The organism is Bradyrhizobium sp. HKCCYLS3070, assembly GCF_051167575.1.
GTDB lineage: Bacteria > Pseudomonadota > Alphaproteobacteria > Rhizobiales > Xanthobacteraceae > Bradyrhizobium.
Genome location: NZ_JBNPTI010000007.1, coordinates 171,448 through 195,144 on the forward strand (window position 1 = coordinate 171,448; position 23,697 = coordinate 195,144).

At 66.9% G+C, this 23,697-nt stretch carries 18 protein-coding genes; 11 read left to right on the forward strand and 7 right to left on the reverse strand.

The genetic code is table 11. From position 1 onward, the window contains the following. Positions 1-247: 247 nt before the first annotated feature. Both ACQR03_RS22170 and pdeM read left to right on the forward strand, forming a co-directional pair. The gene (locus tag ACQR03_RS22170; RefSeq protein ID WP_315751270.1) at positions 248-2,980 is read left to right on the forward strand and encodes a ligase-associated DNA damage response DEXH box helicase; all 2,733 of its coding nucleotides are present in this window, start codon (positions 248-250) and stop codon (positions 2,978-2,980) included. 49 nt (positions 2,981-3,029) lie between these two features. Then, positions 3,030-3,683: a ligase-associated DNA damage response endonuclease PdeM gene (gene pdeM / locus ACQR03_RS22175; RefSeq protein WP_316187201.1), complete on the forward strand. Its 654-nt coding sequence runs from the start codon at positions 3,030-3,032 to the stop codon at positions 3,681-3,683. A 246-nt stretch (positions 3,684-3,929) separates the two neighbouring features. Here the strand turns inward: pdeM and ACQR03_RS22180 are convergent, their stop codons facing one another. Then, on the reverse strand, positions 3,930-4,796 hold the full coding sequence (locus tag ACQR03_RS22180) for a LysR family transcriptional regulator (protein WP_316187868.1): 867 nt from the start codon (positions 4,794-4,796) through the stop codon (positions 3,930-3,932). Between the two features lie 97 nt (positions 4,797-4,893). Here ACQR03_RS22180 and ACQR03_RS22185 point away from each other — a divergent pair, with 97 nt between their 5' ends. Further along, positions 4,894-5,814: a DMT family transporter gene (locus ACQR03_RS22185; RefSeq protein ID WP_316187867.1), complete on the forward strand. Its 921-nt coding sequence runs from the start codon at positions 4,894-4,896 to the stop codon at positions 5,812-5,814. After that, complete coding sequence (locus ACQR03_RS22190; RefSeq protein ID WP_315751272.1) at positions 5,811-6,590, forward strand: MBL fold metallo-hydrolase; 780 nt, start codon at positions 5,811-5,813, stop codon at positions 6,588-6,590. Before ACQR03_RS22185 ends, ACQR03_RS22190 begins: the two co-directional genes overlap by 4 nt. Before the next feature lie 11 nt (positions 6,591-6,601). On the opposite strand, the gene ACQR03_RS22195 is transcribed toward ACQR03_RS22190, so the two are convergent. The 5 genes from ACQR03_RS22195 to ACQR03_RS22215 form a co-directional block, all read right to left on the reverse strand. After that, positions 6,602-7,381, reverse strand: coding sequence for a TIGR02186 family protein (locus tag ACQR03_RS22195; protein ID WP_315717942.1), 780 nt, complete (start codon positions 7,379-7,381; stop codon positions 6,602-6,604). Continuing rightward, entirely contained in the window at positions 7,378-8,304 is a 927-nt protein-coding gene (locus tag ACQR03_RS22200; RefSeq protein WP_315717941.1) for a sulfite exporter TauE/SafE family protein, read from the reverse strand. The genes ACQR03_RS22195 and ACQR03_RS22200 overlap by 4 nt, the downstream gene beginning before the upstream one ends. A 159-nt stretch (positions 8,305-8,463) precedes the next feature. Next, positions 8,464-9,297 carry a hypothetical protein gene (locus tag ACQR03_RS22205; RefSeq protein ID WP_316226709.1) on the reverse strand — a complete coding sequence of 278 codons (834 nt, stop codon included), beginning with the start codon at positions 9,295-9,297 and terminating at the stop codon, positions 8,464-8,466. 156 nt (positions 9,298-9,453) lie between these two features. Then, the gene (locus tag ACQR03_RS22210) at positions 9,454-12,975 is read right to left on the reverse strand and encodes a hypothetical protein (RefSeq protein ID WP_434841884.1); all 3,522 of its coding nucleotides are present in this window, start codon (positions 12,973-12,975) and stop codon (positions 9,454-9,456) included. 188 nt (positions 12,976-13,163) lie between these two features. Continuing rightward, entirely contained in the window at positions 13,164-13,751 is a 588-nt protein-coding gene (locus tag ACQR03_RS22215) for a PadR family transcriptional regulator (RefSeq protein ID WP_315717938.1), read from the reverse strand. A 137-nt stretch (positions 13,752-13,888) separates the two neighbouring features. On the opposite strand from ACQR03_RS22215, the gene ACQR03_RS22220 reads away from it, so the two are divergent. The 4 genes from ACQR03_RS22220 to ACQR03_RS22235 all read left to right on the forward strand — a co-directional run bounded on the left by ACQR03_RS22220 (position 13,889) and on the right by ACQR03_RS22235 (position 19,880). Next, entirely contained in the window at positions 13,889-14,287 is a 399-nt protein-coding gene (locus tag ACQR03_RS22220; RefSeq protein ID WP_315717936.1) for a nuclear transport factor 2 family protein, read from the forward strand. Positions 14,288-14,416: 129 nt separating this feature from the next. Continuing rightward, complete coding sequence (locus ACQR03_RS22225; RefSeq protein ID WP_315717935.1) at positions 14,417-16,207, forward strand: acyl-CoA dehydrogenase C-terminal domain-containing protein; 1,791 nt, start codon at positions 14,417-14,419, stop codon at positions 16,205-16,207. A gap of 83 nt (positions 16,208-16,290) precedes the next feature. Beyond that, entirely contained in the window at positions 16,291-17,499 is a 1,209-nt protein-coding gene (locus ACQR03_RS22230; protein ID WP_315717934.1) for an acetyl-CoA C-acetyltransferase, read from the forward strand. A 167-nt stretch (positions 17,500-17,666) separates the two neighbouring features. Continuing rightward, a complete protein-coding gene (locus tag ACQR03_RS22235) occupies positions 17,667-19,880 on the forward strand; it encodes a 3-hydroxyacyl-CoA dehydrogenase NAD-binding domain-containing protein (protein ID WP_434841885.1) in 2,214 nt (737 codons plus the stop codon). A 188-nt stretch (positions 19,881-20,068) separates the two neighbouring features. Here the strand turns inward: ACQR03_RS22235 and gstA are convergent, their stop codons facing one another. Further along, positions 20,069-20,683 (reverse strand): glutathione transferase GstA, encoded by a 615-nt coding sequence (gene gstA, locus ACQR03_RS22240; RefSeq protein ID WP_434841886.1) that lies wholly within the window; start codon positions 20,681-20,683, stop codon positions 20,069-20,071. A 147-nt stretch (positions 20,684-20,830) separates the two neighbouring features. Here gstA and ACQR03_RS22245 point away from each other — a divergent pair, with 147 nt between their 5' ends. From ACQR03_RS22245 to ACQR03_RS22255, 3 genes are all read left to right on the forward strand, one after another. Beyond that, positions 20,831-21,319 carry a MarR family winged helix-turn-helix transcriptional regulator gene (locus ACQR03_RS22245; protein ID WP_315717931.1) on the forward strand — a complete coding sequence of 163 codons (489 nt, stop codon included), beginning with the start codon at positions 20,831-20,833 and terminating at the stop codon, positions 21,317-21,319. 96 nt (positions 21,320-21,415) lie between these two features. Further along, positions 21,416-22,786, forward strand: coding sequence for a glutamate--cysteine ligase (locus tag ACQR03_RS22250; protein ID WP_316165580.1), 1,371 nt, complete (start codon positions 21,416-21,418; stop codon positions 22,784-22,786). A gap of 250 nt (positions 22,787-23,036) precedes the next feature. Then, positions 23,037-23,687: a PAN domain-containing protein gene (locus ACQR03_RS22255; protein WP_315828023.1), complete on the forward strand. Its 651-nt coding sequence runs from the start codon at positions 23,037-23,039 to the stop codon at positions 23,685-23,687. The last annotated feature ends 10 nt before the right edge of the window (positions 23,688-23,697 follow it).

Consider the following 23,697-nt stretch of genomic DNA (forward strand, 5'->3'; position numbering starts at 1 on the left):
CAGACTTCCTTCGCGGACGCAGTCTGGATTGCCTCGTCGCTTCGTTCCTCGCAAAGACGATGGTGTCAGGGATGCAGCCCGAACCTCTGCTGTCGTCCCTGCGAACGCATAGCCACCGGCTCGGGTGGGACGATGACCGGCAGTTGCGTCTCACCGACCGATCCCGCTGCATGGGTCGCCGCGCTCGCCGGGACGACAGCAGAGGGCGGGGAGGCAGGCCGGTGCAAGTACTGCGGCCCTCGACGAAATGCGCGGGACTGCATACCTGTCTCTGGTGCCGCCCCGTACCTCACCAGCCTCGAATGAGCCCAGCGCCCCGCTGCCCGACCATTTCACCGAATGGTTCGCGGCGCGCGGCTGGGCGCCGCGCGCGCATCAGCTGGCGCTGCTGGAGAAGGCTCGCGCGCAACGCTCGGCGCTGCTGATCGCCCCGACCGGCGCCGGCAAGACGCTCGCCGGGTTCCTGCCGACCCTGGTGGAGCTCGGCTCCGCCGTCGCGCCGAAGCATCGTTCTGTTCTTGCCAAGACATCCGCTCTCTCCACTCCCGCTCCCCTTGTGGGGGAACGGCGGGGAGGGGGGCCTCCGGCGGCGGTGTCGATGGTGACACCCGGCACCGAGCCGAATGCACTGGTCGAACTCGCGAACACGGAAAAGAGCAAGCAGACGGCGAACCGCATCCCGCGACCCGCCGGCCTGCACACGCTCTACATCTCCCCGCTCAAGGCGCTCGCGGTCGACATCGCGCGCAATCTCGAGGCGCCGATCTCCGAGATGGGCCTGCCGATCAAGGTCGAGACCCGCACCGGCGACACGCCGGTGTCCCGCCGGCAGCGGCAGCGCCGCTATCCGCCGGACATCCTGCTGACCACGCCGGAGCAGATGGCGCTGCTGCTGTCGTCCGACGATGCGCCGTTCCTGTTTTCCTCGCTGAAGCGCGTCGTGCTCGACGAGCTGCATGCGCTGGTCACCTCCAAGCGCGGCGATCTCTTGTCGCTCGCGCTGGCGCGGCTGTGGCGGCTTGCGCCGGACATGCGCATGATCGGCCTGTCGGCGACCGTCGCCGAGCCGGAGCAGCTCGCGCGCTTCCTGGTGCCGCAGCCGTGCGGCGGCATATCCGCGGCCGACGTCGTGGTCGCCGGCGGCGCCGCGCCGCCGGTGGTCGAGATGCTCGATACGCAGGAGCGGCTGCCGTGGGCCGGCCACAGCGCGCGCCATGCGCTGGCCGAGATGTACGAGCTGATCAAGCGAAACAAGACCACGCTCGTGTTCGTCAACACCCGCAGCCAGGCCGAGATGCTGTTCCAGGAGTTCTGGCGCATCAACGACGACAATCTCGCCATCGCCCTGCATCACGGCTCGCTCGACGTCGCGCAGCGCCGCAAGGTCGAGGATGCGATGTCGGCCGGCAGGCTGCGCGGCGTCGTCTGCACCTCCTCGCTCGATCTCGGCGTCGATTGGGGCGACGTCGATCTCGTGATCAATGTCGGCGCGCCCAAGGGCTGCTCGCGGCTGATGCAGCGCATCGGCCGTGCCAATCACCGGCTCGACGAGGCTTCGCGGGCGGTGCTGGTGCCGGCCAACCGCTTCGAGGTGCTGGAATGCTCGGTCGCGATCGATGCCATCGCCGACAATGCGCAGGACACGCCGCCTTTGCGTACCGGCGCGCTCGACGTGCTGGCGCAGCACGTGCTCGGCTGCGCCTGCGCCGAGCCGTTTCTCAGCGACGAGCTCTATGTGGAGGTCATCACGGCGGCCCCCTATGCGTCGCTGTCGCGCGCTGATTTCGACGATGTCGTCGACTTCGTCGCCACCGGCGGCTATGCGCTGAAGACTTATGAGCGGTTCGCCCGCATCAAGCAGGATGCGAGGGGGCGCTGGCGCGTCGCCAATCCCAAGGTGCGGCAGAGCTATCGCCTGAACGTCGGCACCATTGTCGAGGAGGCGATGCTGAAGGTGCGGCTGGTGCGCTCGCGCGGCGGGGCCAAGGGCACGACCGGCGCGATCGCGCGCGGCGGACGGCTGCTCGGCGAGATCGAGGAGGCGTTCATCGAAGGCCTCACCCTCGGCGATACGTTCGTGTTCAGCGGCGAGATCGTGCGCTACGAGGCGCTGGCCGAGGACCAGGTCTATGTGTCGCGCGCCAATGATTCCGATCCGAAGGTGCCGTCCTACATGGGCGGCAAGTTTCCGCTGTCGACCTATCTCGCCGAGCGCGTGCGCGGCCTGCTCGACGACCGCACCGCCTGGAGCGCGTTGCCGGAGCAGGTGCGCGACTGGCTGTCCTTGCAGAAGGACGTGTCGCGCATCCCGGCCCGGCGCGAGCTTTTGGTCGAGACCTTCCCGCGCTCCAACAAGCACTACATCGTCTGCTATCCGTTCGAGGGCCGCCTCGCGCATCAGACGCTCGGCATGCTGCTGACGCGCCGGCTCGAGCGGGCGCGCGCCCGGCCGCTCGGCTTCGTCGCCAACGAATATGCGCTTGCGGTGTGGGGGCTCGGCGACATGTCGCTGATGGTCAAACAGGGGCGGCTCGATCTCGCCGCGTTGTTCGACCCGGATATGCTTGGCGACGATCTCGAGGCGTGGCTCGCCGAATCCGCGCTGATGAAGCGCACGTTCCGCTCGTGCGCCATCATCTCCGGCCTGATCGCGCGGCGGTCGACGACCGAGGAGAAGACGCGCCGCCAGGTGCTGTTCTCGACCGATCTGGTCTATGACGTCCTGCGCCGGCATCAGCCCGATCACATGCTGTTGCGCGCGGCGCGCGCCGATGCCGCCACCGGCCTGCTCGATCTGAAGCGGCTCGGTGATATGCTCCAGCGCATCGAGGGACGAATCACCCATCGGGAACTCGATCGCGTCTCGCCGCTGGCGGTGCCGGTGATGCTGGAAATCGGCCGCGAATCCGTCTATGGCGAGGCCGCCGACGAGCTCCTGGCCGAGGCTGCCGAGGAACTCGTGAAGGAAGCGATGGGGTAGATCGAGAAGCGAGGCGGACTTGCGGGGGACTTTCTGCGCATCGGGCATGATGGACGTCGCCGGCACCGCGCTGCGCGTCGATCTCTCCGGCGCGCTGGTGTGGGACGAGCAGCGTCTGCTCGTCGTCTCCGATCTGCATCTGGAAAAGGGCTCGAGCTACGCGTCGCGCGGCACCTTGCTGCCGCCGTTCGATACCGTTGCGACTCTCAATCGCCTCACAGCCGTGATCGCCCACTACAATCCGCGCGTCGTGATCGCGCTTGGCGACAGCTTTCACGATCGCGATGCGCATACGCGTCTCACCGGCGACGACCGCGCCTGCATCGCCAACCTGCAGGTCGGCCGCGACTGGGTCTGGATCACCGGCAACCACGATCCGGCCCCGCGCGGCATCGGCGGCGAACTGGCCGACGCGGTCACGCTCGGCGCGGTGACGTTCCGTCACGAGCCCTCCGGCGCGCGCGGCGAGATCGCCGGCCATCTGCATCCGAAGGCGCGCGTCGCGACACGAGCGCGCACGCTGGAGCGGCGCTGCTTCGTCTGCGATGGCGAGCGCGCCGTGATGCCGGCGTTCGGCGCCTATGCCGGGGGCCTGAGCGTGCGCGACGCGGTCTTCGCCAAGCTGTTTCCGAAGCGCGCCTTCATCGCGCATGTGCTGGGAGATAGGCGTCTGCACAGCATCGCCGCGGCGCGGTGCTATTAGTTGGATGATGGAAATTCATTAGTTGGATGAGTGATCAGAGGTCGAACGGATCATTCGAAGTTGGACTGATCATGCCCGCCGCGCGCACCGCTGTGCCCTCTCCCCCGGTTGCGGGGGAGAGTTGGAGAGGGGGCGCCAAGCGCACCGCCGTCGGAGCGGCCCCTCCCTAGCCCTCCCCCGCAAGCGGGAGAGGGAACGAAGCGTCCTCGTGGCGTCATGGTCGCCGGAGCCGCGGACGAATGCCCGTCAGGCCGCCTTCGCCTGCACCTTCTCGCAGAACTCGGCCAGCCGGTCGGCCAGGCGCAACGTCGCCGGGCTGGCGTCGGGCGAGGCGAGCAGCGCGACCTCCGTGCGCTCGATCGGCGCAAAGCCCTCGCGGGCCGTCAGCACGCGGTGCTCCGCCTGCACCGACATCTCGGACAGGATGCTCAGTCCCATGCCGGCGGCGACCGCGGCCTGGATGCCGGCGAGGCTCGACGATGTGTAGGCCATGTGCCAGGCGCGTCCCTCGCTCTCCAGCGCATGGATCGCGCGGGTGCGATAGATGCAGCCGAGCGGGAAGCCGATCAGCGGCAGCGAGCGGGCCTCGAGGTTGACCGGATGGCTCTTGCTGGTCACCCAATAGACCTGCTCCGGCCATGCCGCGATCGCTGCGTGTGCATCGTCGGCACCGCGCTTGAGCAGCGCCAGATCGAGATCGCCGCGCTCGATGTCGCGCTTGAGGTTGAGGCTCTGGTCGGCGCGCACGTCGAGCCGCAGATCGGGGTGGGCGCGCGAGAACGCGGCGAGCAGCTTGGCGAGCCGGTAGGCCGCGAAATCCTCGGGGATGCCGAGCTTCACCGCGCCGTCGGGTCCGGGCCGCGCCACGACGTCGCGGGCCTCCTCGGCGAGCGCGAGCAGGCGGCGGGCATAGGACAACAGCCGTTCGCCGGCCTCGGTCGGCGTGACCTCGCGGCCGTCGCGGTTGAGCAGCGTTTGGCCGAGGTCGTCCTCCAGCCGGCGAATCTGCTGGCTGATCGTCGACTGCGTGCGGTGGACGCGCTCGCTCGCGCGGGTGAAGCCGCCCGCCTCGACCACCGAGACGAAGCTGCGCAACAGGTCCAGATCGAGCATGCCGGGCCTCCATTTGAAAAACCACTGAGTGTCAGTCTATCATTTAATTTCCAAATGGGAAAGAACAGCCCTACACCGGCGGCGAAGGAGACCTCCGATGTCGTCCGTATCCTCCGTTGCCGTGAGCCCCGTGAAGTCCAACCTGCTGCCGCTCGAAATCGGCCTGTTCTGCCTGTTGTGGAGCTTTGCCTTCGTTGCCGGCAAGATCGGGGTGACCTATTGTCCGCCGCTGCTGCTGCTCGCGGCGCGGTTCTCGCTCGCCGGTGTCCTCATTCTTGTGGTGCCGGCGGTCCGGGGCGAGCTGCGCATGAGCTGGCGCGATGCGGCCGTGTTCGCGATCATCGGCATCGCCAACAACGCGCTGTATCTCGGTCTCGGCTACACCGGGCTGCAGACGGTGTCGGCGGGGCTCGGCGGCCTGATCGTCTCGGCCAATCCGGTGTTCACCGCGGTGCTCGCGGCGCTGCTGCTGGGCGAGCCGCTGACCCTGCGCAAAATCTCGGGCCTCGCGCTCGGCACCATCGGCGTCGCCATGATCGTCTGGCACCGTATGTCCGTCGGCACCGACCAGCTCGAAGGCATTCTCTATACGCTGGCGGCGCTGGCCTCGATCGTCACCGGCACCATCCTGTTCAAGCAGCTCGCCCCGCAGGGCAGCCTGTGGGTCGGCAACGGCATCCAGAACCTCTCAGCCGGGCTGGTGTTATGGCCGGTCGCGCTCGGCGTGTCGCACGTGGGCGAGATCGTGCCGAATGCGCAACTGATCGGCGCGTTCGCCTTCCTCGTGCTCGGCGGCTCGATCCTGGCCTATGTGCTCTGGTTCCATCTCTTGAAAGTATGCGGCGCGACCGCGGCCAGCGCCTATCATTTCGTGATGCCGCCGCTCGCGATGATCTTCGCCTTCCTGGTGCTCGGCGAGCACGTGGCGCTGCAGGACCTGCTCGGCGTCGTTCCCGTCGCGCTTGGGATCTATCTGGTCACGCGGGCGCCGGCCCGTATCATTGGAGCATCGTCATGAGTGTTGCGATCACCCTGATCGGCGGCCCGACCGCCCTTATCGAAATCGATGGCTTCCGCCTGCTGACCGATCCCACATTCGATGCTCCCGGCCGCTATGAATTGCCGCATGTCGTACTGGAGAAGCTCACTGGACCAGCGATGACCGCTGAGGCGATCGGGGAGGTCGATGCGGTGCTGCTGAGCCATGATCAGCACTCCGACAATCTCGACCATGGCGGCCGCGCCTTCCTGAGACGCGCACCGCGCGTGCTCACGACGGAAGTCGGCGCAAGCAGGCTCGGTGCGCTGGCGGAAGGATTGGCGCCGTGGCAGACGACGCAGCTCAGCAAAGGCGGCAGGACATTGACGGTCGCGGCGACGCCGGCGCGCCATGGTCCCGCCGGCATCGAGCCGCTCGCGGGCGATGTGATCGGCTTCGTCCTGATCCCGCAGCACGGCGCGCCCGTCTATGTCAGTGGCGACACGGTGTTCTATGACGGCGTGGCGGAGGTGGCGCGGCGTTTCAAGCCTGGCGTCGTGATGCCTTTTGCCGGAGCGGCGCAGACACGCGGGCCGTTCCACCTCACCATGGACACCAACGACACGATCGAGACCGCGCGCGTGTTTGCCGAGGCCGCCATCGTTCCGGTTCACACGGATGGCTGGGCGCATTTCCGCCAGAGCGCGCAGGACCTGCGCAAGACCTTCGATGCGCTCGGGTTCGGTGCGCGGCTGAAGCTTCTGGAGCCCGGTGTGCGGACGGTGATCGCCTCGCCACCCAGCTCCTCTCACTGACGAGAAAAAGATCAATCCCGGCGGAACACGATCGACGCCATCCATCCCGTCATCAGCGCCATCGCGGCGGTGACGAGGCCGTAGACGAAGCCGCTCTGCCGCGCCGAGTTCGCGACGAACTGCTCGAAGCCGACCTTGACGATCTCGAACGCGGTCTCCGTCTTGGTGACCAGCGCGCCGTCGGCGAGCAGCTTGATCTCGACCTCGTAGGTGCCGATCGGCACCGCAGCGGGGAGCGGAATGCCGGTGCGGAACAGCGTTGGCGTGAGGAAGGTCACCGCGGACGTATCCTCGCGGTACAGACCGTGCTGCGATTGCAGCCGCACGAAGGCGCTGCGGAACGCGTCGTTCGGGACCACGTCGGCATAGTCGGGACCGACGCGCTGGGTCAGCAGCACGTTGTTGAGTCCGAGCTGCTGCCGGCGCAGCACCTCGGGCGCGGCCATCGCGTCGAACTGGCGGTTGGCGAACAGCGCCAGATAGCCGGGCACCTTGAGGAACTGGCGCGAGTCGGTGTTGATCCAGATGCCGAACTTGCGCTCCTTGCGCCGCGTCACCATGTCGGCCCGCGGGCCCCGGACGGTGACGACGAGGTCATAGGCGGTGCGACCCGGCGGGGTCTGGGTGTCCTTCTCGACCGAGCCGAACAGCACCAGCTCCTCCCCGGAATAGTTCGGCGTCACCGTCACGCGATGGTTGGAGACCGAGACGATCAGCCGCTCGGCGCGCGCCGATGCGGCGCCGGCAAGCAGCAGCATGAAGGTGAGGCTGGCGAGGCGGAGCGGCGTCATCTGCTGATCTCGGTCTCGCGGATCGTGAACAGGTCGTCGGGCTTGATCACGAGCTCGATCGCGAACCGGATGCCGACGGCGAGGATCAGCAGGCCGAGCAGCAGCCGCAGCTGCTCGCCGCGGATCATCTGGCCGGCGCGGGCCCCGAACTGCGCGCCGGTGACGCCGCCGACCATCAGGATCAGCGCCAGCACGGCGTCGACCAGATGATTGCTCATCGCGTGCAGCATGGTCGCGATCATCATGGTCGCGAGCGTCAGGACCATCGAGGTGCCGATGACGGTCGAGGTCGGCACGCGCAGCAGGTAGATCAGCAGGGGCACCAGAATGAAGCCGCCGCCGATGCCCATCACGGCGCCGAGGAAGCCGATGATGAGGCCGATGGCGATCACCGGAATGACGGAGACATAGATCTTCGAGCGCTTGAAGCGCATCTTCAGCGGCAGGCCATGGATCCAGACATGGCTGCCCGGACGCCGCACGGTCGCGACCGCGCCCTGGCGCGCGCGCATCATCGCCCGCAGACCCTCCCAGAACATCGTGCCGCCGACGCTCGTCAGCAGGACGACATAGGACAGCGCGATCATCAGATCGAGCTGGCCGAGCGACCGCAACAGGGTGAAGGTGGCGACGCCGAGTCCGGTGCCGAGCGCGCCGCCGATCATCAACACCGCGGCCAGCGAGGGATCGATGGCGCGCCGTCGCCAATAGGACAGCGCCCCGGAGAACGAGGAGGCGGCGATGTGGCTGGAGACCGAGGCGACCGCGACCGCGGGGGTGATGCCGACGAAGATCAGGAGCGGCGTCATCAGGAACCCGCCGCCGATGCCGAACATGCCGGAGACGAAGCCGACGGCCGCGCCCATCGCCAGCAACAGGAAGATGTTGACCGGGATGTCGGCGATCGGAAGATAAATCTGCATCCGCGCGGCCTCTGCGATCCTTCGAGCGAGCATCCCGCGCATGCGACGCAGGATGCCAAGCTCCTGCATAACCGAAAATGGCAGCGAAGGGATCAGTCATTCCCGCCCGAAGTCGACGTCACATCCACCGACGCCGAACGTGGGGGTCTGGGCGCTCCGTCAAAGGGCCTTGAGCGGCGCGGTCACCAGCCTCATGGCCTCGGCATCGCCCGGATCGAGCCAGCGGATGTCGCGGGTCTGCGACATCGCCTCGATGACCTGCGACGATACGCCCATGCGCGTCATGTAGCCGAGGATGGCGCCGGTGACGCGCTGGGTGTCGGCGACCGCGTCGGCGCCACGGGCCTCCGACGTGAAGCGGTGCACGCCGAGCGCCGAACCATCGAGGCCGTAGCGGGTCTGCCCGCCGGCGAAGGCGAACACGCAGGCGCTGGCGCAGAAGCCCGGACGGATGCGGCCGGCATTGTCGGCCACGCCGACGGCGGTAGCGAGTCCATGGGCGCGGATGATCTCGCCCATCAGCACCCCCTGGTCGAGGTTGCCGCCGGGCGAGGACAGCAGGATCACGTCGCCCGGCTTGAGACGGGCCTCGCTGATCCGCTCGCGCAGCCAGCCGGCCGCCGCTGGCCCGATGGGGCCGCTGACGGCGAGCACGGTGCGCCTGCCGCCCAGCCCGGCAAGCGCGGGGTCGGCGACCAGCGCCGCCGACAGACTCGGCGAGATGTACTGATCCTTCCAGAACGACCAGGCGTCGGGTCGCGACAGGTCGCGGTAGGCGCGAATGCCTCCGCCGAGCACGATTGCAACGAAGAAGATGACGGAAGCCAGCCGGCGCCATCGGAACGCCGCAGGATAGCCGTCGGTCACTTGCTGCATTCGTTGGCGAGGAGGCGGAGCAGCGGCGACGTTCGCCGTAGTCCGCGGCGGCACGCGGGGGCCCGTCGGCGACTGCAGGAAGCGCGCGCCGTCCTGTTGTTCGTTCCCCGCTGACACCCGTCGATGCTCCCTCGCGGCGCTCGTGATGATCCGCCGCGACAACCTATATCGATCGACCGCGCGACACTATGGCGGCGCGATCGCAAGCCGGGAGGATTTTTCAGGCTGTGCGCGGACGCTCGTCCATGTCGAAAGAGGGGCGCTATGCCCGTGTCAGCGCGGCGCCGTCGCAGCCGCGCGCTTCGCCAGCGCCGCCTTGGCCGCGGCTGCCTTGGCGATCGCCTGCGTGCCATCCCAGCCTCCGACGGGCGCCGGCACGTTCACGGCGTCGTCGGGCTGCGGTTCGACCGTGAAGGTCTGGATCGCGAGCTTGGCCGCGGCGAGCGACTGGACATCGAGCCGCTTGGCGACATCGTCGCGCTTGCGCCCCGCGTCGACGTCACCCTGCGCTGCGGCCAGGGTGAACCATTTGTAGGATTCGGCGAGGTTCTGTTCGACGCCGATGCCACGGGCATAGAGGATGCCGAGGTTGAACTGGCTATCGGCGACGCCGCGCTCGGCGGCCTTGCGGAACCATTGCGAGGCGCTCTTGTAGTTCGCGCCCTTGCCGCCGCCGTCGGCGTCCAGCACGGCGAGATTGTGCATCGCCTTGGCGTTGCCGCGCTCGGCGGCGACCACGTAGTAGCGGCGGGCGATGTCGGCGTCCTTCTTCACGCCGAGACCCTTCTCGTAGAAGGTGCCGAGACGGAAGACCGCCGGGATCAGCCCCGCCTGCGCGGCGCGGTCATACCACTTCGCGGCTTCCTCATAGTTCGCCGCGACGCCCTTGCCCTCGGCAAAGCGCACGCCGACTTCGTAGGCGGCGGTCGGATCACCCTTCAGGGCGGCATTGCGCAGCGCCAGTCCGCCGATGGCATCGGGCAGCTTCTCGGAGGCGGGCACCTGCACCAAGCCGAGCTTCTGGCCGTTGGCAGCGGTTGGGATCGTGCCGGTGATATCAGTGGGGACGGCAGCAGGTAATGTGGCTGGCTTTTCGACGTCCTGCGGGATCGCGAGCATTGCGATCGTCTCCGCTTCGCTCGGCATGGCCCGATTGTAGGACTGACGGTCGATCGGCGTCGGCGACGTCAACGATGGCACGCTCTGGTCGGGCGTCGTCGGCCGCGGCGACAGGCTCGGCGAGGCCGACGGCATCTGCGCGCGCGGCGCCTCGCCCTGGGTTTCCATCGGCGAGATCGGTGGCGGCGTGCTGCCGCTGTCGAGCAGCGACATCGCGAATTTGAAAGTGCCGAGCACGATCACGACGACGCTGGCCCCGACCAGGAGCGAGCGGATCTTCGACCCGATGGTCGAGACTTCCTCGTCACCCTCGGCGGTGAGAGCGAACGTCGGCTTGTCCTTGGGTTTGGTCTTGGGCTTGACAGCGTCGCTGGCGACGTCCTTGGGGAGGTCTTTCGGCGGTTCCTTGGCCTTCTCCTTCGGCTTGTCCTTCTTCGCCTTCTTGGCGTCCACGGGCTGTGCAGCCGCCGCGGCCTGCGCCGCGCGGCGCGCAGCCGCGATGAAGCTCGACGTCGACACCGGCTCCCGCTTGCCGGCGGGAAGCTCGCTCAGCGCATCCTCGGACGCGGCGATCCGCTCGGCGGGCGATGCGGTCCGGCCAGGCGGACGGGTGCCGGGTTCGAGCGGATGATCCGGCGGCAGCTCGGGGACGATGACGGTCGGGCGGGGCGCCTGTGCTGTGTGCGGCTCGAGGATGTCGGCGATCGCCTTCGGCGGAATCGGCGGCGGCATGGTGGCCGCCGTCGCCTGCGCGGCGTGGAAGTCGCGCGAGGCGGCCGCGAACGCCTGTTGACCCGCGGCCGGAGCGACAATCTGTCCCGCTGGCTGCTCGGCCGCCGGATTGGGCAGCTCAGGCCGGTAGGCGGGCTCTGGCCTGGCCGGCTCGGCAAAGGCCTGGGGCGCCGGCGCGCGTGCGGCCGGCATCGGCGACTCGATTGGCGGTGCCAGCGGCGGCAGCGCGGCCGGCGGGCTCGCGGTGGCGCGCACATTGCGCAGGTCGCCTTCGATCATGGCGAGGCGGTCGACGACGTGCCCCAGCGTGTTGTGGACGGCCTCGAGCGAGTCCTGGGTGTTGCGGTCGGTCTCGGTCTGGCTGAAGCGGATGTCGGACAGCTCGCGCTTGACCATGTCGATCAGGCCGCCGTCCTGCGACGTTTCGCGCTGCGACCGGCTCTCCGCCAGCGCTGCGAAGGTCGCCTGCTGCCGTTCGAGATAGCGCAGGATGTCCTGCAGGCCGTCCTCGACGCGGGTCATGTTGCCGCCGCGCGGGTCGTTGGCGGCCTCGAGCCGCTCCAGCAGATAGCTGATCCGCTGTTCGAGATGGGTGATCGCCGATGAGCCGTCGTTGCCGACCTGCAGGCGGTCGATGCGGTCGGACAGGCCGCGCAGCGCGTCCTCGATCTGGGCAGTGTGGTCGGGCGCGGCCGCCGGCGGCTCGCGGCTTTCCAGGGTCGAGGTCAGCGCGGCAATGCGCTGTTCGAGCGCCGCAAACGACTCGTGGAACGAGTCGTGATTGTCGCGCGCCTGTGTGACCTGGTCGACCTTCGACGACAGCTGGCGGAGATCGTCCGACAGTCGTTCCAGCGCGTCGTTTGAGGCGACATTGGCGACGATCGCACGCAGCGCCGCGATGGCGCTTTCGAGCTGCTGCACGGTGCCAGGGTCGTCATTGGCGCGCAGGATCAGGTCGAGCTTGGCGCCGAGATTGCGGATCGCCTCGTCATAGACGGCGAGCTGCTCGGCAGGCTTCAGCGAGCCGACGACCTCGCGGATGTCGGTCAGCGCGCGCTCGATCCCGGCCAGTGCGTGGCCGTCGACGCCGGTGTTGCGGTTCTCGTCGATACGGCGCGACAGCGAGCGAATCTCGTTCTCGATCGATTCGATCGCCCGGCGCGGCATCGCCTCGGTGATGGCGTGACGAATCTCGGAGAGCTCGTTGCGGAAGCCGGCGATCGACTGCTCGATGCCGTCGTCGGGGCGATGCAGCGCCTCGATCTGGCTCGTGATCTTCAGCAGATGGCGTTCGAGCAGCGAGAAATCGGGAGTGGGGGCTGCCGGTTGCGGCGGCGTCAGCGGCGCGCTGATCGGAGTCATCAGCGGCGCTGCTGCGGATGCCATGGCAGGCGCGGTCGGCGGTGCCTGGTGCGGCGGCAGCGGGCGCGCATTGTCGAGCTCGCTCTGGCGGGCGCTGATCTCGGCCACGGCCACGTCGAACGAACCCGCGCTGAGCGGCTGGGCGGGCCGGTAGAGCTGCGCAGCGGCGCGCTCGACGCCGTCAGGACCACGATAGCGGTCCTCGGTGTCCGGCTTGCGCAGCGGCGTCGAGATCTGCGACAGGCGGGCGTCGAGCCGCGAGATCGCGTCGTTTAGCTGACGCGCGACGCCCTGCTCGTCGCGTGGCCCATCCTTGCGCGCGACGGGGCGCGACATTTGCTCGATCTGCCGTGCGATGGAGTCGAGCCGCTGATGGATGTCGGTCACCTCGCGGGCATCGCGGCTGACGGTCGGCGTGCTGCGTGGCGCGGGGCTGCCGCGGAAATCGGGCGGGGTCGATGCGCCGAGCGTGGAGTTGATCCAGTCGTTCAGCGTCATTCCGGCGCGTTGCGCCGCGGCCTCGGCCCTCTCGCGGACGGACGGGTCGATGCCTTCATTACTCCACGGTACGCGCGAATTCATGTCTCGTCCGGTTCCGCTTCCAGCGCTCCACCAAGCGCCTCCAGCCTCCCCACGCGTCCCGGACATGAACATGAACGGGTCCGCGCAGATCGTCTGCTCCAGGTCCCGACTTTTGACTTTTACGGTAAATAACGCGTTAAGTTTACCGCCGGCGCGGCCAGAAGTTTTGCCCTATCAAACGGCGGGTATCAGCCGGCATTTTCACGCGATGATGGATCGAGCGGCCGCACGCTGCTCGCGCCGGATATCGTCGACAGCGCGGTGATCGCTTCCTCGCACCATTCCGCCACCATGCGTTCGTGGCGCAGGCCGAGACGCAGGTTGAGGAGCTTGCCCATATCGGCCGGGGCCACGTTGCCGTCCGCATAATGCTTCTTGAGGATGCGATCGTAGCGCTCGGCGCGGTCGCGATGATGCTCGAGCCGCGCCATCAGGTCGGCCCGGATCGGCCCGATGTCGGCGGCGCCCAGTGCATAGAGCCGGACGAGAAGATCGTCCTTCGTCGAGGCCGGCGTGCTCGGCCGCGCCGCCCAGCTGCGAAACGCCGCGCGGCCCTCCGCGGTCAATGTGTAGACCAGCTTGTTGGGCTTGCCGGTCTGCACCACCTCGCGCCCCTGGATGTAGCCGCGGTCGCGCAGCCGCGACAGCTCGCGGTAGATCTGCTGGTGGTCCGTCTTCCAGAAGAAGCCGATCGAGGAGTCGAACGTCTTGGCGAGCTCGTAGCCCGTCATCGGATGTTCGGTGAGGCAGGCGAGGATGGCGTCGCCGAGGGCCATGGCCGGAAACTGCTCCCGTTTTTCTGATCGTGTTCTGCCCCGCTCCACGCTTGACATTATGCACACTAGCGCATATGCGTCAATGTGCATATGGGGTGGTTGTGGTGCTGGCCTGTTCCGCCCCGAGGAGACGCCCAATGACAATGACCGGCCTCGATGGATGGTACGGCTACATGAGGTCTCACGATCTCGGCGCTTTGCGGGAGCTGCTGCATCCCGACGCCGTGTTCGAAAGTCCCGTCGTGCACACGCCGCAACGCGGCCGCGACATTACCTTCAAATATCTCGCGAGTGCTGAGAAAGTCTTAGGCGGTCCCGGATTCAAGTATGTCGGGGAGTGGCGTAACGCCACGGGCGCCGTGCTCGAATTCGAGAACGAGATCGAAGGGATCAAGCTCAACGGCGTCGATATCATCAGCTTCGACGACGCCGGTCTGATCACACATTTCAAGGTCATGGTGCGCCCGCTCAAGGCGATCAATTTGCTGCACCGCCTGATGGGCGAACAGCTCGCCGCCATGAGCAAGCCGTCGTGACGCGACCGACAGTCGCAAACTAACGGCTGCCGCAAGCCTTGAGAAATCGCTACAGTCCGCGGCCTGCATTGCCTGCCGCGTCCGTGGAATTCCCCGTCTGAAACTTCAGCCTTCCTGCCGGAGACGCCAATGCCGATCTACAAAGCCCCCGTGGAAGATGTCACCTTCCTGCTCAACGACGTGTTCCAGATCGACCGCTACGACAATCTGCCGGGATTCTCCGATGCTTCGGCGGATGTCCGCGAGGCGATCCTCGGCGAAGCCGCCAAGCTCGCCGAAGAGGTGCTGCATCCGCTGAATCGCGTGGGTGATCTCGAAGGCTGCAAGCGCCATGACGACGGCAGCGTGACCACGCCGAAAGGCTTCAAGGACGCCTACAAGCAGATCGTCGAGGGCGGCTGGCTCGGCCTGTCGGCGCCAACCGAATATGGCGGGCAGGGCCTGCCGGTGACGCTCAGCCAGACCGTCAACGAATTCCAGTGCTCCGCCAACATGGCGTTCTCGATGTATGGCGGCCTCACCATGGGCGCCACCGCGGCACTCATCGTGCATGGCAGCGAGGAGCAGAAGAAGACCTACGTGCCGAAGATGGTCGCCGGCGAGTGGACCGGCACCATGAACCTCACCGAGCCGCATTGCGGCACCGACCTCGGCCTGCTCCGCACCAAGGCGGTGCGCCAGGCCGACGGCAGCTTCAGGATTTCCGGCACCAAGATCTTCATCTCGGCCGGCGAGCATGACTTGGCTCCCAACATCATCCACCTCGTGCTCGCCCGCATCGAGGGCGCGCCGGCCGGCATCAAGGGCGTGTCGCTGTTCGTGGTGCCCAAGTTCATGGTCAACCCCGACGGCACGGTGGGTGCGCGCAACGGCGTCACCTGTGGCTCGATCGAGCACAAGATGGGCATCCACGGCAATTCGACCTGTGTGATGAACTACGACAACGCCACCGGCTGGCTGATCGGCGAAGAGAACAAGGGCATGCAGGGCATGTTCGTGATGATGAACGAGGCCCGGCTCGGCGTCGCCGTGCAGGGTCTCGCGCAGTCCGAGGTGGCCTATCAGAACGCGGTCGCCTATGCGCGCGAGCGCATCCAGGGCCGCTCGCTGACTGGGCCCAAGGCGCCCGACAAGGCCGCCGATCCGATCATCGTGCATCCCGACGTGCGCCGGACCCTGCTGTCGATCCGCGCCTTCAACGAGGCTGCGCGCGCCATGGTGGTGTGGACCTCGCTGAAGAGCGACGTCGCGCACCGCTCGCAGGACCCGAAGGACCGCCAGGCCGCCGACGACCACATGGGCCTGATGACCCCGGTCATGAAGGGCTACATGACCGACATGGGCTTCGCCAACGCGGTCCAGGCGCAGCAGATGTATGGCGGCCACGGCTACATCGCCGAGTGGGGCATGGAGCAGTTCGTGCGCGATGCGCGCATCGCCATGATCTACGAAGGCGCCAACGGCATCCAGGCGCTGGATCTCGTCGGCCGCAAGCTGCCGCGCGACGGCGGCCGCGCCGTGATGGCCTTCTTCAACGAGGTCGGCTCGTTCGCCAAGGAGCAGGGCGGCAACGATGCGATGAAGCCGTTCGTAGCCCCGTTGTCGACCGCGCTCGGCCATCTGCAGCAGGCCACCACGTGGCTGATGCAGAACGCGATGACCAAGCCGGACAATGCCGGCGCCGCCGCGACCGACTACATGCATCTCTTTGCGCTGGTCACCTTCGGCTACATGTGGGCGAAGATGGCGAAGGTGGCGCAGGACAAGATTGCGGCCGGCGACGGCTCGACCTATCTCACCACCAAGCTGGTGACGGGCCGCTTCTTCATGGAGCGCGTGCTGCCCGAAACGGCGGCGCATCTCGCCCGCCTCCAGGCCGGTTGTGCGACCGTGATGGAACTGCCGGCGGAAGCCTTCTGAGGATCAGACGAGAGCCGGTGCGCGCCGCGCGCCGGCACCGTCGTCAATGCGAACAACAAATCTGACCAGATGAGGAGGGCGTGATGCCTGAGGCCTTTATCTACGACCACGTACGGACTCCCCGCGGCCGCGGCAAGGCCGACGGCAGCCTGCATGAGGTGACCGCGCTCGCGCTCGCCACCGTGCCTTTGAAGGCGCTGAAGGACCGCAACAACATCCCCGAGGACGCGGTCGACGACGTCGTGCTCGGCGTGGTCGATCCGGTCGGCGAGGCCGGCTCCGACATCGCGCGCTTCGCCGCGCTGAATGCGGGTCTCGGCGATGCCGTTCCGGGCATTCAGATCAGCCGCTTCTGCGCCTCCGGCCTCGACGCCGTGAACTTCGCCGCGGCGCAGATCATGAGCGGCCAGCATGAGCTGGTCATCGGTGGTGGTGCGGAATCGATGAGCCGCGTCGGCATCGGTGCGTCCGGCGGCGCCTGGCCGATGGATCCGTCGATGGCGGTGCCGTCCTACTTCATGCCGCAGGGCGTCTCGGCGGACCTGATCGCGACCAAATACGGCTTCTCCCGCGACGACGTCGACGCCTATGCGGTGCAGAGCCAGCAGCGCGCGGCGAAGTCCTGGGAGGAAGGCCGCTTCGACAAGTCGGTGGTGCCGGTCAAGGATATCAACGGCCTGACCATCCTCGCCAAGGACGAGCACATGCGTCCCTCGACGACCATGCAGTCGCTGGCGCAGTTGCAGCCGTCGTTCGTGCAGATGGCGCAGATGGGCGGCTTCGATGCGGTGGCGATCCAGTCGCATCCGGAGATCGAGCGCGTCAACTACGTGCATCACGCCGGCAACTCCTCGGGCATCGTCGACGGCGCCGGTGCGGTGCTGCTCGGCAGCAAGGAGGCAGGCGCGAAGTACGGCATGAAGCCGCGCGCGAAAATCCGCGCCTTCGCCAATATCGGCTCGGAGCCCGCGATGATGCTGACGGGCCCGGTTGACGTTACCGAGAAGCTGTTCGAGCGCTCGGGCATGAAGAAATCCGACATCGATCTGTTCGAGCTCAACGAGGCGTTCGCCTCGGTCGTGCTGCGCTACATGCAGGCGTTCGAGATCGACAAGGACAAGATCAACGTCAATGGCGGCGCGATCGCGCTCGGCCATCCGCTGGGCGCCACCGGCGCGATGATCCTCGGCACCGTGCTCGACGAGCTCGAGCGCACCGGCAAGGCGACCGCGCTGGTGACGCTGTGCATCGGCGGCGGAATGGGCACCGCGACCATCATCGAGCGGGTGTGACGGTGTGCTCCCTCCCCCCTTGCGGGGGAGGGTCGGGGAGGGGGTGCCACGCGCTCCACTGCCCGTGAGGACCCCCACCCCCGACCCCTCCCCGCAAGGGGGAGGGGAGACGAAACATCGGGGCTGACGCAGCACAGACGCGCCCCTGCCAAATCTGGGAGCACCACATGGCCTTCAAGAACTTCAAACTCGAAACCGATGCCGACGGCATTGCGCTGATCACCTGGGACATTCCGGGCCGTTCGATGAACGTGCTCGACGAGACCTCGGCGATCGAGCTCGAGACCATCGTCAAGGAGACGACCGCCGACGCTGCCATCAAGGGCGTCGTCATCACCTCGGCCAAGGAGGCGTTCTGCGCCGGCGCCGATCTGTCCATGCTGGAAGGCATGAACCGCACCTATCTGGACGTGCTGAAGAGCAAGGGCGAGGAAGCCGCCAACCAGATGCTGTTCGACAACAGCCGGCGCTTCTCGCAGATCTACCGGGCGATGGAAACGTCGGGCAAGCCGTGGGTCGCCGCCATCAATGGCCTCGCGCTCGGCGGCGGCTTCGAGCTGACCCTGGCCTGCCACCATCGTGTCGCGGCCGAGAACCCGAAGACCCGGCTCGGCCTGCCCGAGATCAAGGTCGGCCTGTTCCCGGGCGCCGGCGGCACCCAGCGCGTGCCGCGCATCGTGCAGCCGCAGGACGCGATGAACCTGCTGTTGAAGGGCGAGGCGCTGACGCTCGACAAGGCCAAGGCCATGAAGCTGGTCGATGCGATCGTGCCGGCGGCCGACCTCATCAAGGCCGCGAAGGATTGGATCAAGGGCGGTGGCAAGGCCGTCGCACCGTGGGACGAGAAGGGCTTCAAGCTGCCCGGCGGCCCGGTGTTCTCGAAGAACGGCATGATGATGTTCCCGGCCGGCAACGCCATCTATCGCCGCGAGACCTACGACAACTACCCGGCCGCGCGCGCGATCATGAGCTGCGTCTATGAAGGCCTGCAGCTGCCGATCGATGCCGCGCTGCGCGTCGAATCGCGCTACTTCACCAAGATCCTGCGCTCGAAGGAAGCGGCGGCGATGATCCGCAGCCTGTTCCTGTCGATGCAGGAATTGAACAAGGGCGCGCGTCGCCCCGCGAACGTGCCGGCGACCAAGATCAAGAAGATCGCCGTGATCGGCGCCGGCTTCATGGGCGCCAGCGTCGGCTACGTCTCGGCCCGCGGCGGCCTCGAGGTCGTGCTGATCGACCGCGATCAGGAGAGCGCCGACAAGGGCAAGGCGCATGCGCAGAGCGTGATCGACGGCCTGGTCAAGAAGGGCCGCGCCAAGCCGGGCGAGGCCGAGGCGATCATGGGCCGCATCACTGCGACCGCGGACTACGCGGCGCTGAAGGAATGCGATCTCGTCATCGAGGCCGTGTTCGAGGACCGCAAGGTCAAGGCCGAGACCTACGCCAAGGCGCAGGCCTATCTGAAGGACGGCGCGATCTTCGCGTCGAACACCTCGACCCTGCCGATCACCTCGCTGGCCGAAGAGTTCAAGGACCAGGGCCGCTTCATCGGCATCCACTTCTTCTCGCCGGTCGAGAAGATGATGCTGGTCGAGATCATCATGGGCAAGAACACCGGCGACGTCGCGCTGGCGACCGCGCTCGACTACGTCCGCGCCATCGGCAAGACGCCGATCGTGGTCAACGACTCCCGCGGCTTCTTCGCCAATCGCTGCGTGATGCGCTACATCGCCGAGGGCAACGAGATGTTCCTCGAAGGCGTGCCGCCGGCGATGATCGAGAACGCCGCCAAGATGGCCGGCATGCCGGTCGGCCCGTTGTCGCTGTCTGATGAGGTCGCGCTCGACCTCGGCCTCAAGATCATGAAGGCGACCGAGCATGATCTCGGGCCCAACGCGATCAACCAGGACCACAAGAAGCTGATGGTCGAGCTGGTCGAGAAGCAGGGCCGCTTCGGCCGCAAGAACGCCAAGGGCTTCTACGACTATCCCGAGAAGGGCAAGGGTCAGAAGAGCCTCTGGCCCGATCTCGCCAAGCTGCAGCCGAAGCATCTCGATCCCGACACGCTGGATGTCGAGGAGCTGAAGCAGCGCTTCCTGGTGGTGCAGGCGGTGGAAGCCGCGCGCACCGTCGAGGATCACGTCATCACCGACGTGCGCGAGGCCGATGTCGGCTCGATCTTAGGGTTCGGCTTCGCGCCGTTCACCGGCGGCACGCTGTCCTACATCGACTTCATGGGGACGAAGAAGTTCGTCGAGCTGTGCCACAAGTTCACGGCGAAGTACGGCTCGCGCTTCGCCCCGCCGAAGCTCCTGGAGGAGATGGCCGCCAAGGGCGAAACCTTCTACGGCCGCTTCCCGCCGAAGAAGGCGGCGGCTTGAGACCGGAATGATGGACGGAAGCGAGCCGCGCTTGCTGTCCATTCCCTCCCCCCTTGTGGGGGAGGATTAGGGAGGGGGGTAGCCACAGGCACCAGCGCTTGTGGCTACCCCCCTCTCTATCTCTCCCCCACAAGGGGGGAGAGAACAGACTGCCCGAGAAGCAACAGCGAGTCCTTTCAAGATCTCGCTTACCCCGCCTTCATCAGCCCTTCCTTGGTCAGCGCCTCCTGCACCTTCGGCCGTGCGGCGACGCGGTTCTTGTAGGCCACGAGATTCGGCATCGCCGACAGGTCGAACTTCATCCGGTCCGCCCAGGTCAGGATGGTGAACAAATAGCCGTCGGCCACCGTGAATTGCTGGCCCATCAGGTAGTCGCGGCCGGAGAGCTGGCTGTCGATGTATTTGAACTTGCCCATCACGCGGTCCTTGAAGAACGCCTTGGCGTCGTCGGCGAGCACCGGTGAGAACATCGGGCCGAAATTCTTGTGCAGCTCGGAGGTGATGAAGTTCAGCCACTCCAGCAGCTTGTAGCGCTCGCCGCTGTCGCGCGCCGGGGCGAGGTTCTTGGTCGCCGCCTGGTCGGCGATCATCTGGACGATCACCGGGCCTTCGGTCACGATCTCCCCGCTCGGCAACCCCAGCGCCGGCACCTGGCCCTTCGGATTGATCTTCAGGTAATCGTCACCATTTTCCAGGGTCTTGGTGCGCAGATCGACCTTGACCAGGTCGTAGGGCAGGCCGGCCTCGAGCAGGGCGATATGGGGCGAGAGCGAGCAGGCGCCGGGTGAATAATAAAGCTTCATCTTGTATTCCCTCCGTGAGACCGTTTTTGTCCTTGGAACCTATCGAGCGGTCACACCCGCCCTTACATGCAGGTGCATGGAATAGTCAAGATTGATGCAGCTGCATCGAATGCGCTAGACTGCGCATCCGAGGATACGAGCCGGCCCATGAAACGCAAACCATCGACCGAGGCGACCGCCGCCTGGATCCGCCTGATGCGGGTCCAGAGCCGGGTGCTGGACTGCGTCGAGCAGGAGCTGAAGAAGGCCGGTTTTCCGCCGCTCGCCTGGTATGATGCGCTGTTGGAGCTGTCCCGGGCGCCCGCGGGCGAGCTGCGCCCGGTCGAGCTGGAGCGGCAGATGCTGATCCCGCAATATTCCACCTCCCGGCTGATCGACCGGCTGGTCGACGAAGGTCTGGTCGTCCGGCGCGAATGCAAGATGGACAAGCGCGGCCAGTTCGTCGAGATCACCGAGGCCGGACGCGAGCTGCAGAAGCGGATGTGGTCGGCCTATTCGGCCGCGATCGAGAAGCATGTCGGCTCCAAGCTGTCGGATACCGACGCTGCCAAGCTTTGCATGCTGCTGGATCGCCTTGGCTGCTCCTGTGGTCAGGCCGCTCCGTTGGCGGCCGGAGAGGGCGCGGCGACCCGATGAAGCATCCGTTCCCATTCACATCCGCGGCCCCCTGGGGTCCGCGGCCCTTCCTGTCACCACGCGCGACCCTCGAAGCGCTTCTGAACCGAGACTCCCATGGCGCGTGACCAGATCGATATGACCCCGCTGCAGTCGCGCGACGAACTGGTGGCGTGGCTCGCGGCCGGCGTGAAGCCGCCGTCCGCCTTCCGCATCGGGACCGAGCACGAGAAGACGCCGTTCACGCTCGACGGTCACCGCCCCGTACCCTACGAGGGCGCGCGCGGCATCGGCGCGCTGCTCGAAGGCATGAAGCTTCTGCTCGGCTGGGAGCCGATCATGGAGCGCGGCAACATCATCGGGCTCTATGACGTGACCGGCGGCGGCGCCATCTCGCTGGAGCCGGGCGGGCAGTTCGAGCTGTCCGGCGCGCCGGTCGAGACCGTGCACCAGACGCATGCGGAACTGATGGCGCATCTGGCGCAGGTCCGCGAGATCGCGACTCCGCTCGGCATCGGCTTTCTCGGCCTGGGCATGACGCCGTCCTGGTCGCGCGCCGAAATACCCCTGATGCCCAAGGGCCGTTACAAGATCATGACCAGCTACATGCCGAAGGTCGGCCGCTATGGCCTCGACATGATGTACCGGACCTGCACCGTGCAGACCAATCTCGACTTCTCTTCCGAAGCCGACATGGTCAAGAAGCTCAGGGTCTCGGTGGCGCTGCAGCCGATCGCGACCGCACTGTTCGCCAATTCGCCGTTCACCGAAGGCAAGCCGAACGGCTTCCTGTCGTTCCGCTCCGAGATCTGGCGCGACACGGACAATCAGCGCTCGGGCATGATCCCGTGGGCGTTCGAGGATGGCATGGGTTTCGAGCGCTGGGTGGACTACGCGCTCGATGTTCCCATGTATTTCGTGAAACGCGAGGAGACCTATATCGACGTCTCCGGCACCTCGTTCCGCGACTTCTTCGCAGGCAAGAACCCGGCGATGCCGGGCGAGCGTCCGACGCTGTCGGACTGGGCCAATCACCTCTCGACGATCTTCCCGGAGGTGCGCCTGAAGCGCTACCTGGAAATGCGCGGTGCCGACGGTGTGCCATGGGGCCGGCTGCCGGCGCTGCCGGCGTTCTGGGTCGGCCTGCTCTACGACGACGTCAGCCTCGACGCGGCCTGGGACCTTGTCAAGACCTGGTCCGCGTTCGAGCGCCAGAACCTGCGCGACGACGTGCCGCGCCTCGGCTTCAAGGCGCGTGTTCGCAATCGCTACGTGTTCGAGATCGCCAAGGAATGCCTGACCCTGGCGCATCTGGGCCTGCGCCGGCGCAGTCGCATCGACCATCTCGGCCGCGACGAGAGCCGCTTTCTCGAGCCGCTCGATCAGATCATCGATTGCGGCCGCTCGCCGGCCGAGGAGATGCTGGAGAAGTTCGATGGCCCGTGGGGCGGTTCGGTCGAGCCGGCCTACGACGAATATGCGTTCTGATCGGAACGGCCGAGCCTGCAGCCATCGCAGGTTCGCTGCGTCGCCTGTTCCGCGTTGAGGCGGTTGGCGGCTCGGGTCCGCTGTTTTTTGTTGCGATTTGTGTCCCAGGTTCGATTCAGCGCCTGGGCGCCGCTGCTTTGCCTTCCGCAGCTCCCACCGGTCCGGGCCGTTCATCCGCCATACAGGTTCGTGGCGATCAAATGACTGCCTAAAAACTCGTAAGAAAACTCGAACATTAACAATGGGTCGGATGGTTCAGCGGCGGCGCGTGGGGCGCTTCATCGGGGCATGGCTGAGGGTACTGGCGTGCCTGTTCGCGGCCGCGTGCCTGACGCCGGCTTCAGCCCAGACCTATTCCGATCGTCCCGGCGGCGACTACATGAGCGCGCCGATCGCCTCCGGCGACCCGGCCGATTGCGCGCTGTTGTGCGAGCACGACCGGCGCTGCCGCGCCTGGAGCTTCAACTATCCGACTGTGATGGAAGCGGGCGCGGTGTGCTGGCTGAAGAACAGCGTGCCGGCGCGCGTGCCGGACAATTGCTGCGTTTCCGGCGTGCGCGGCGCGGGCGTCGTCGAGATCCGCAATGATGCGGTCGAGACGTCGATCGACCGTCCCGGCGGCGACTACCGCAGCTTCGACATCAAGACCACCGATCTGAAGGGCGGCGAGAAGGCCGAGAAGGCCGCTGACAAGGGCAGCGACAAGGCCGCGGACAAGAAGGAAGAGAAGGCCGCCGACGCCGAGGACATCTGCAAGGCCGCCTGCACCGGCGACAACAAATGCCGCGCCTGGACCTTTGCGCGGCCCGGCTACGCCGGCAAGGAAGCGCATTGCTTTCTGAAGAAGGAAATCAAGCCGCCGCGCCGGCGGGCGGGGTTCACGTCAGGCGTCGTGCGATAGCGCGGGGCGA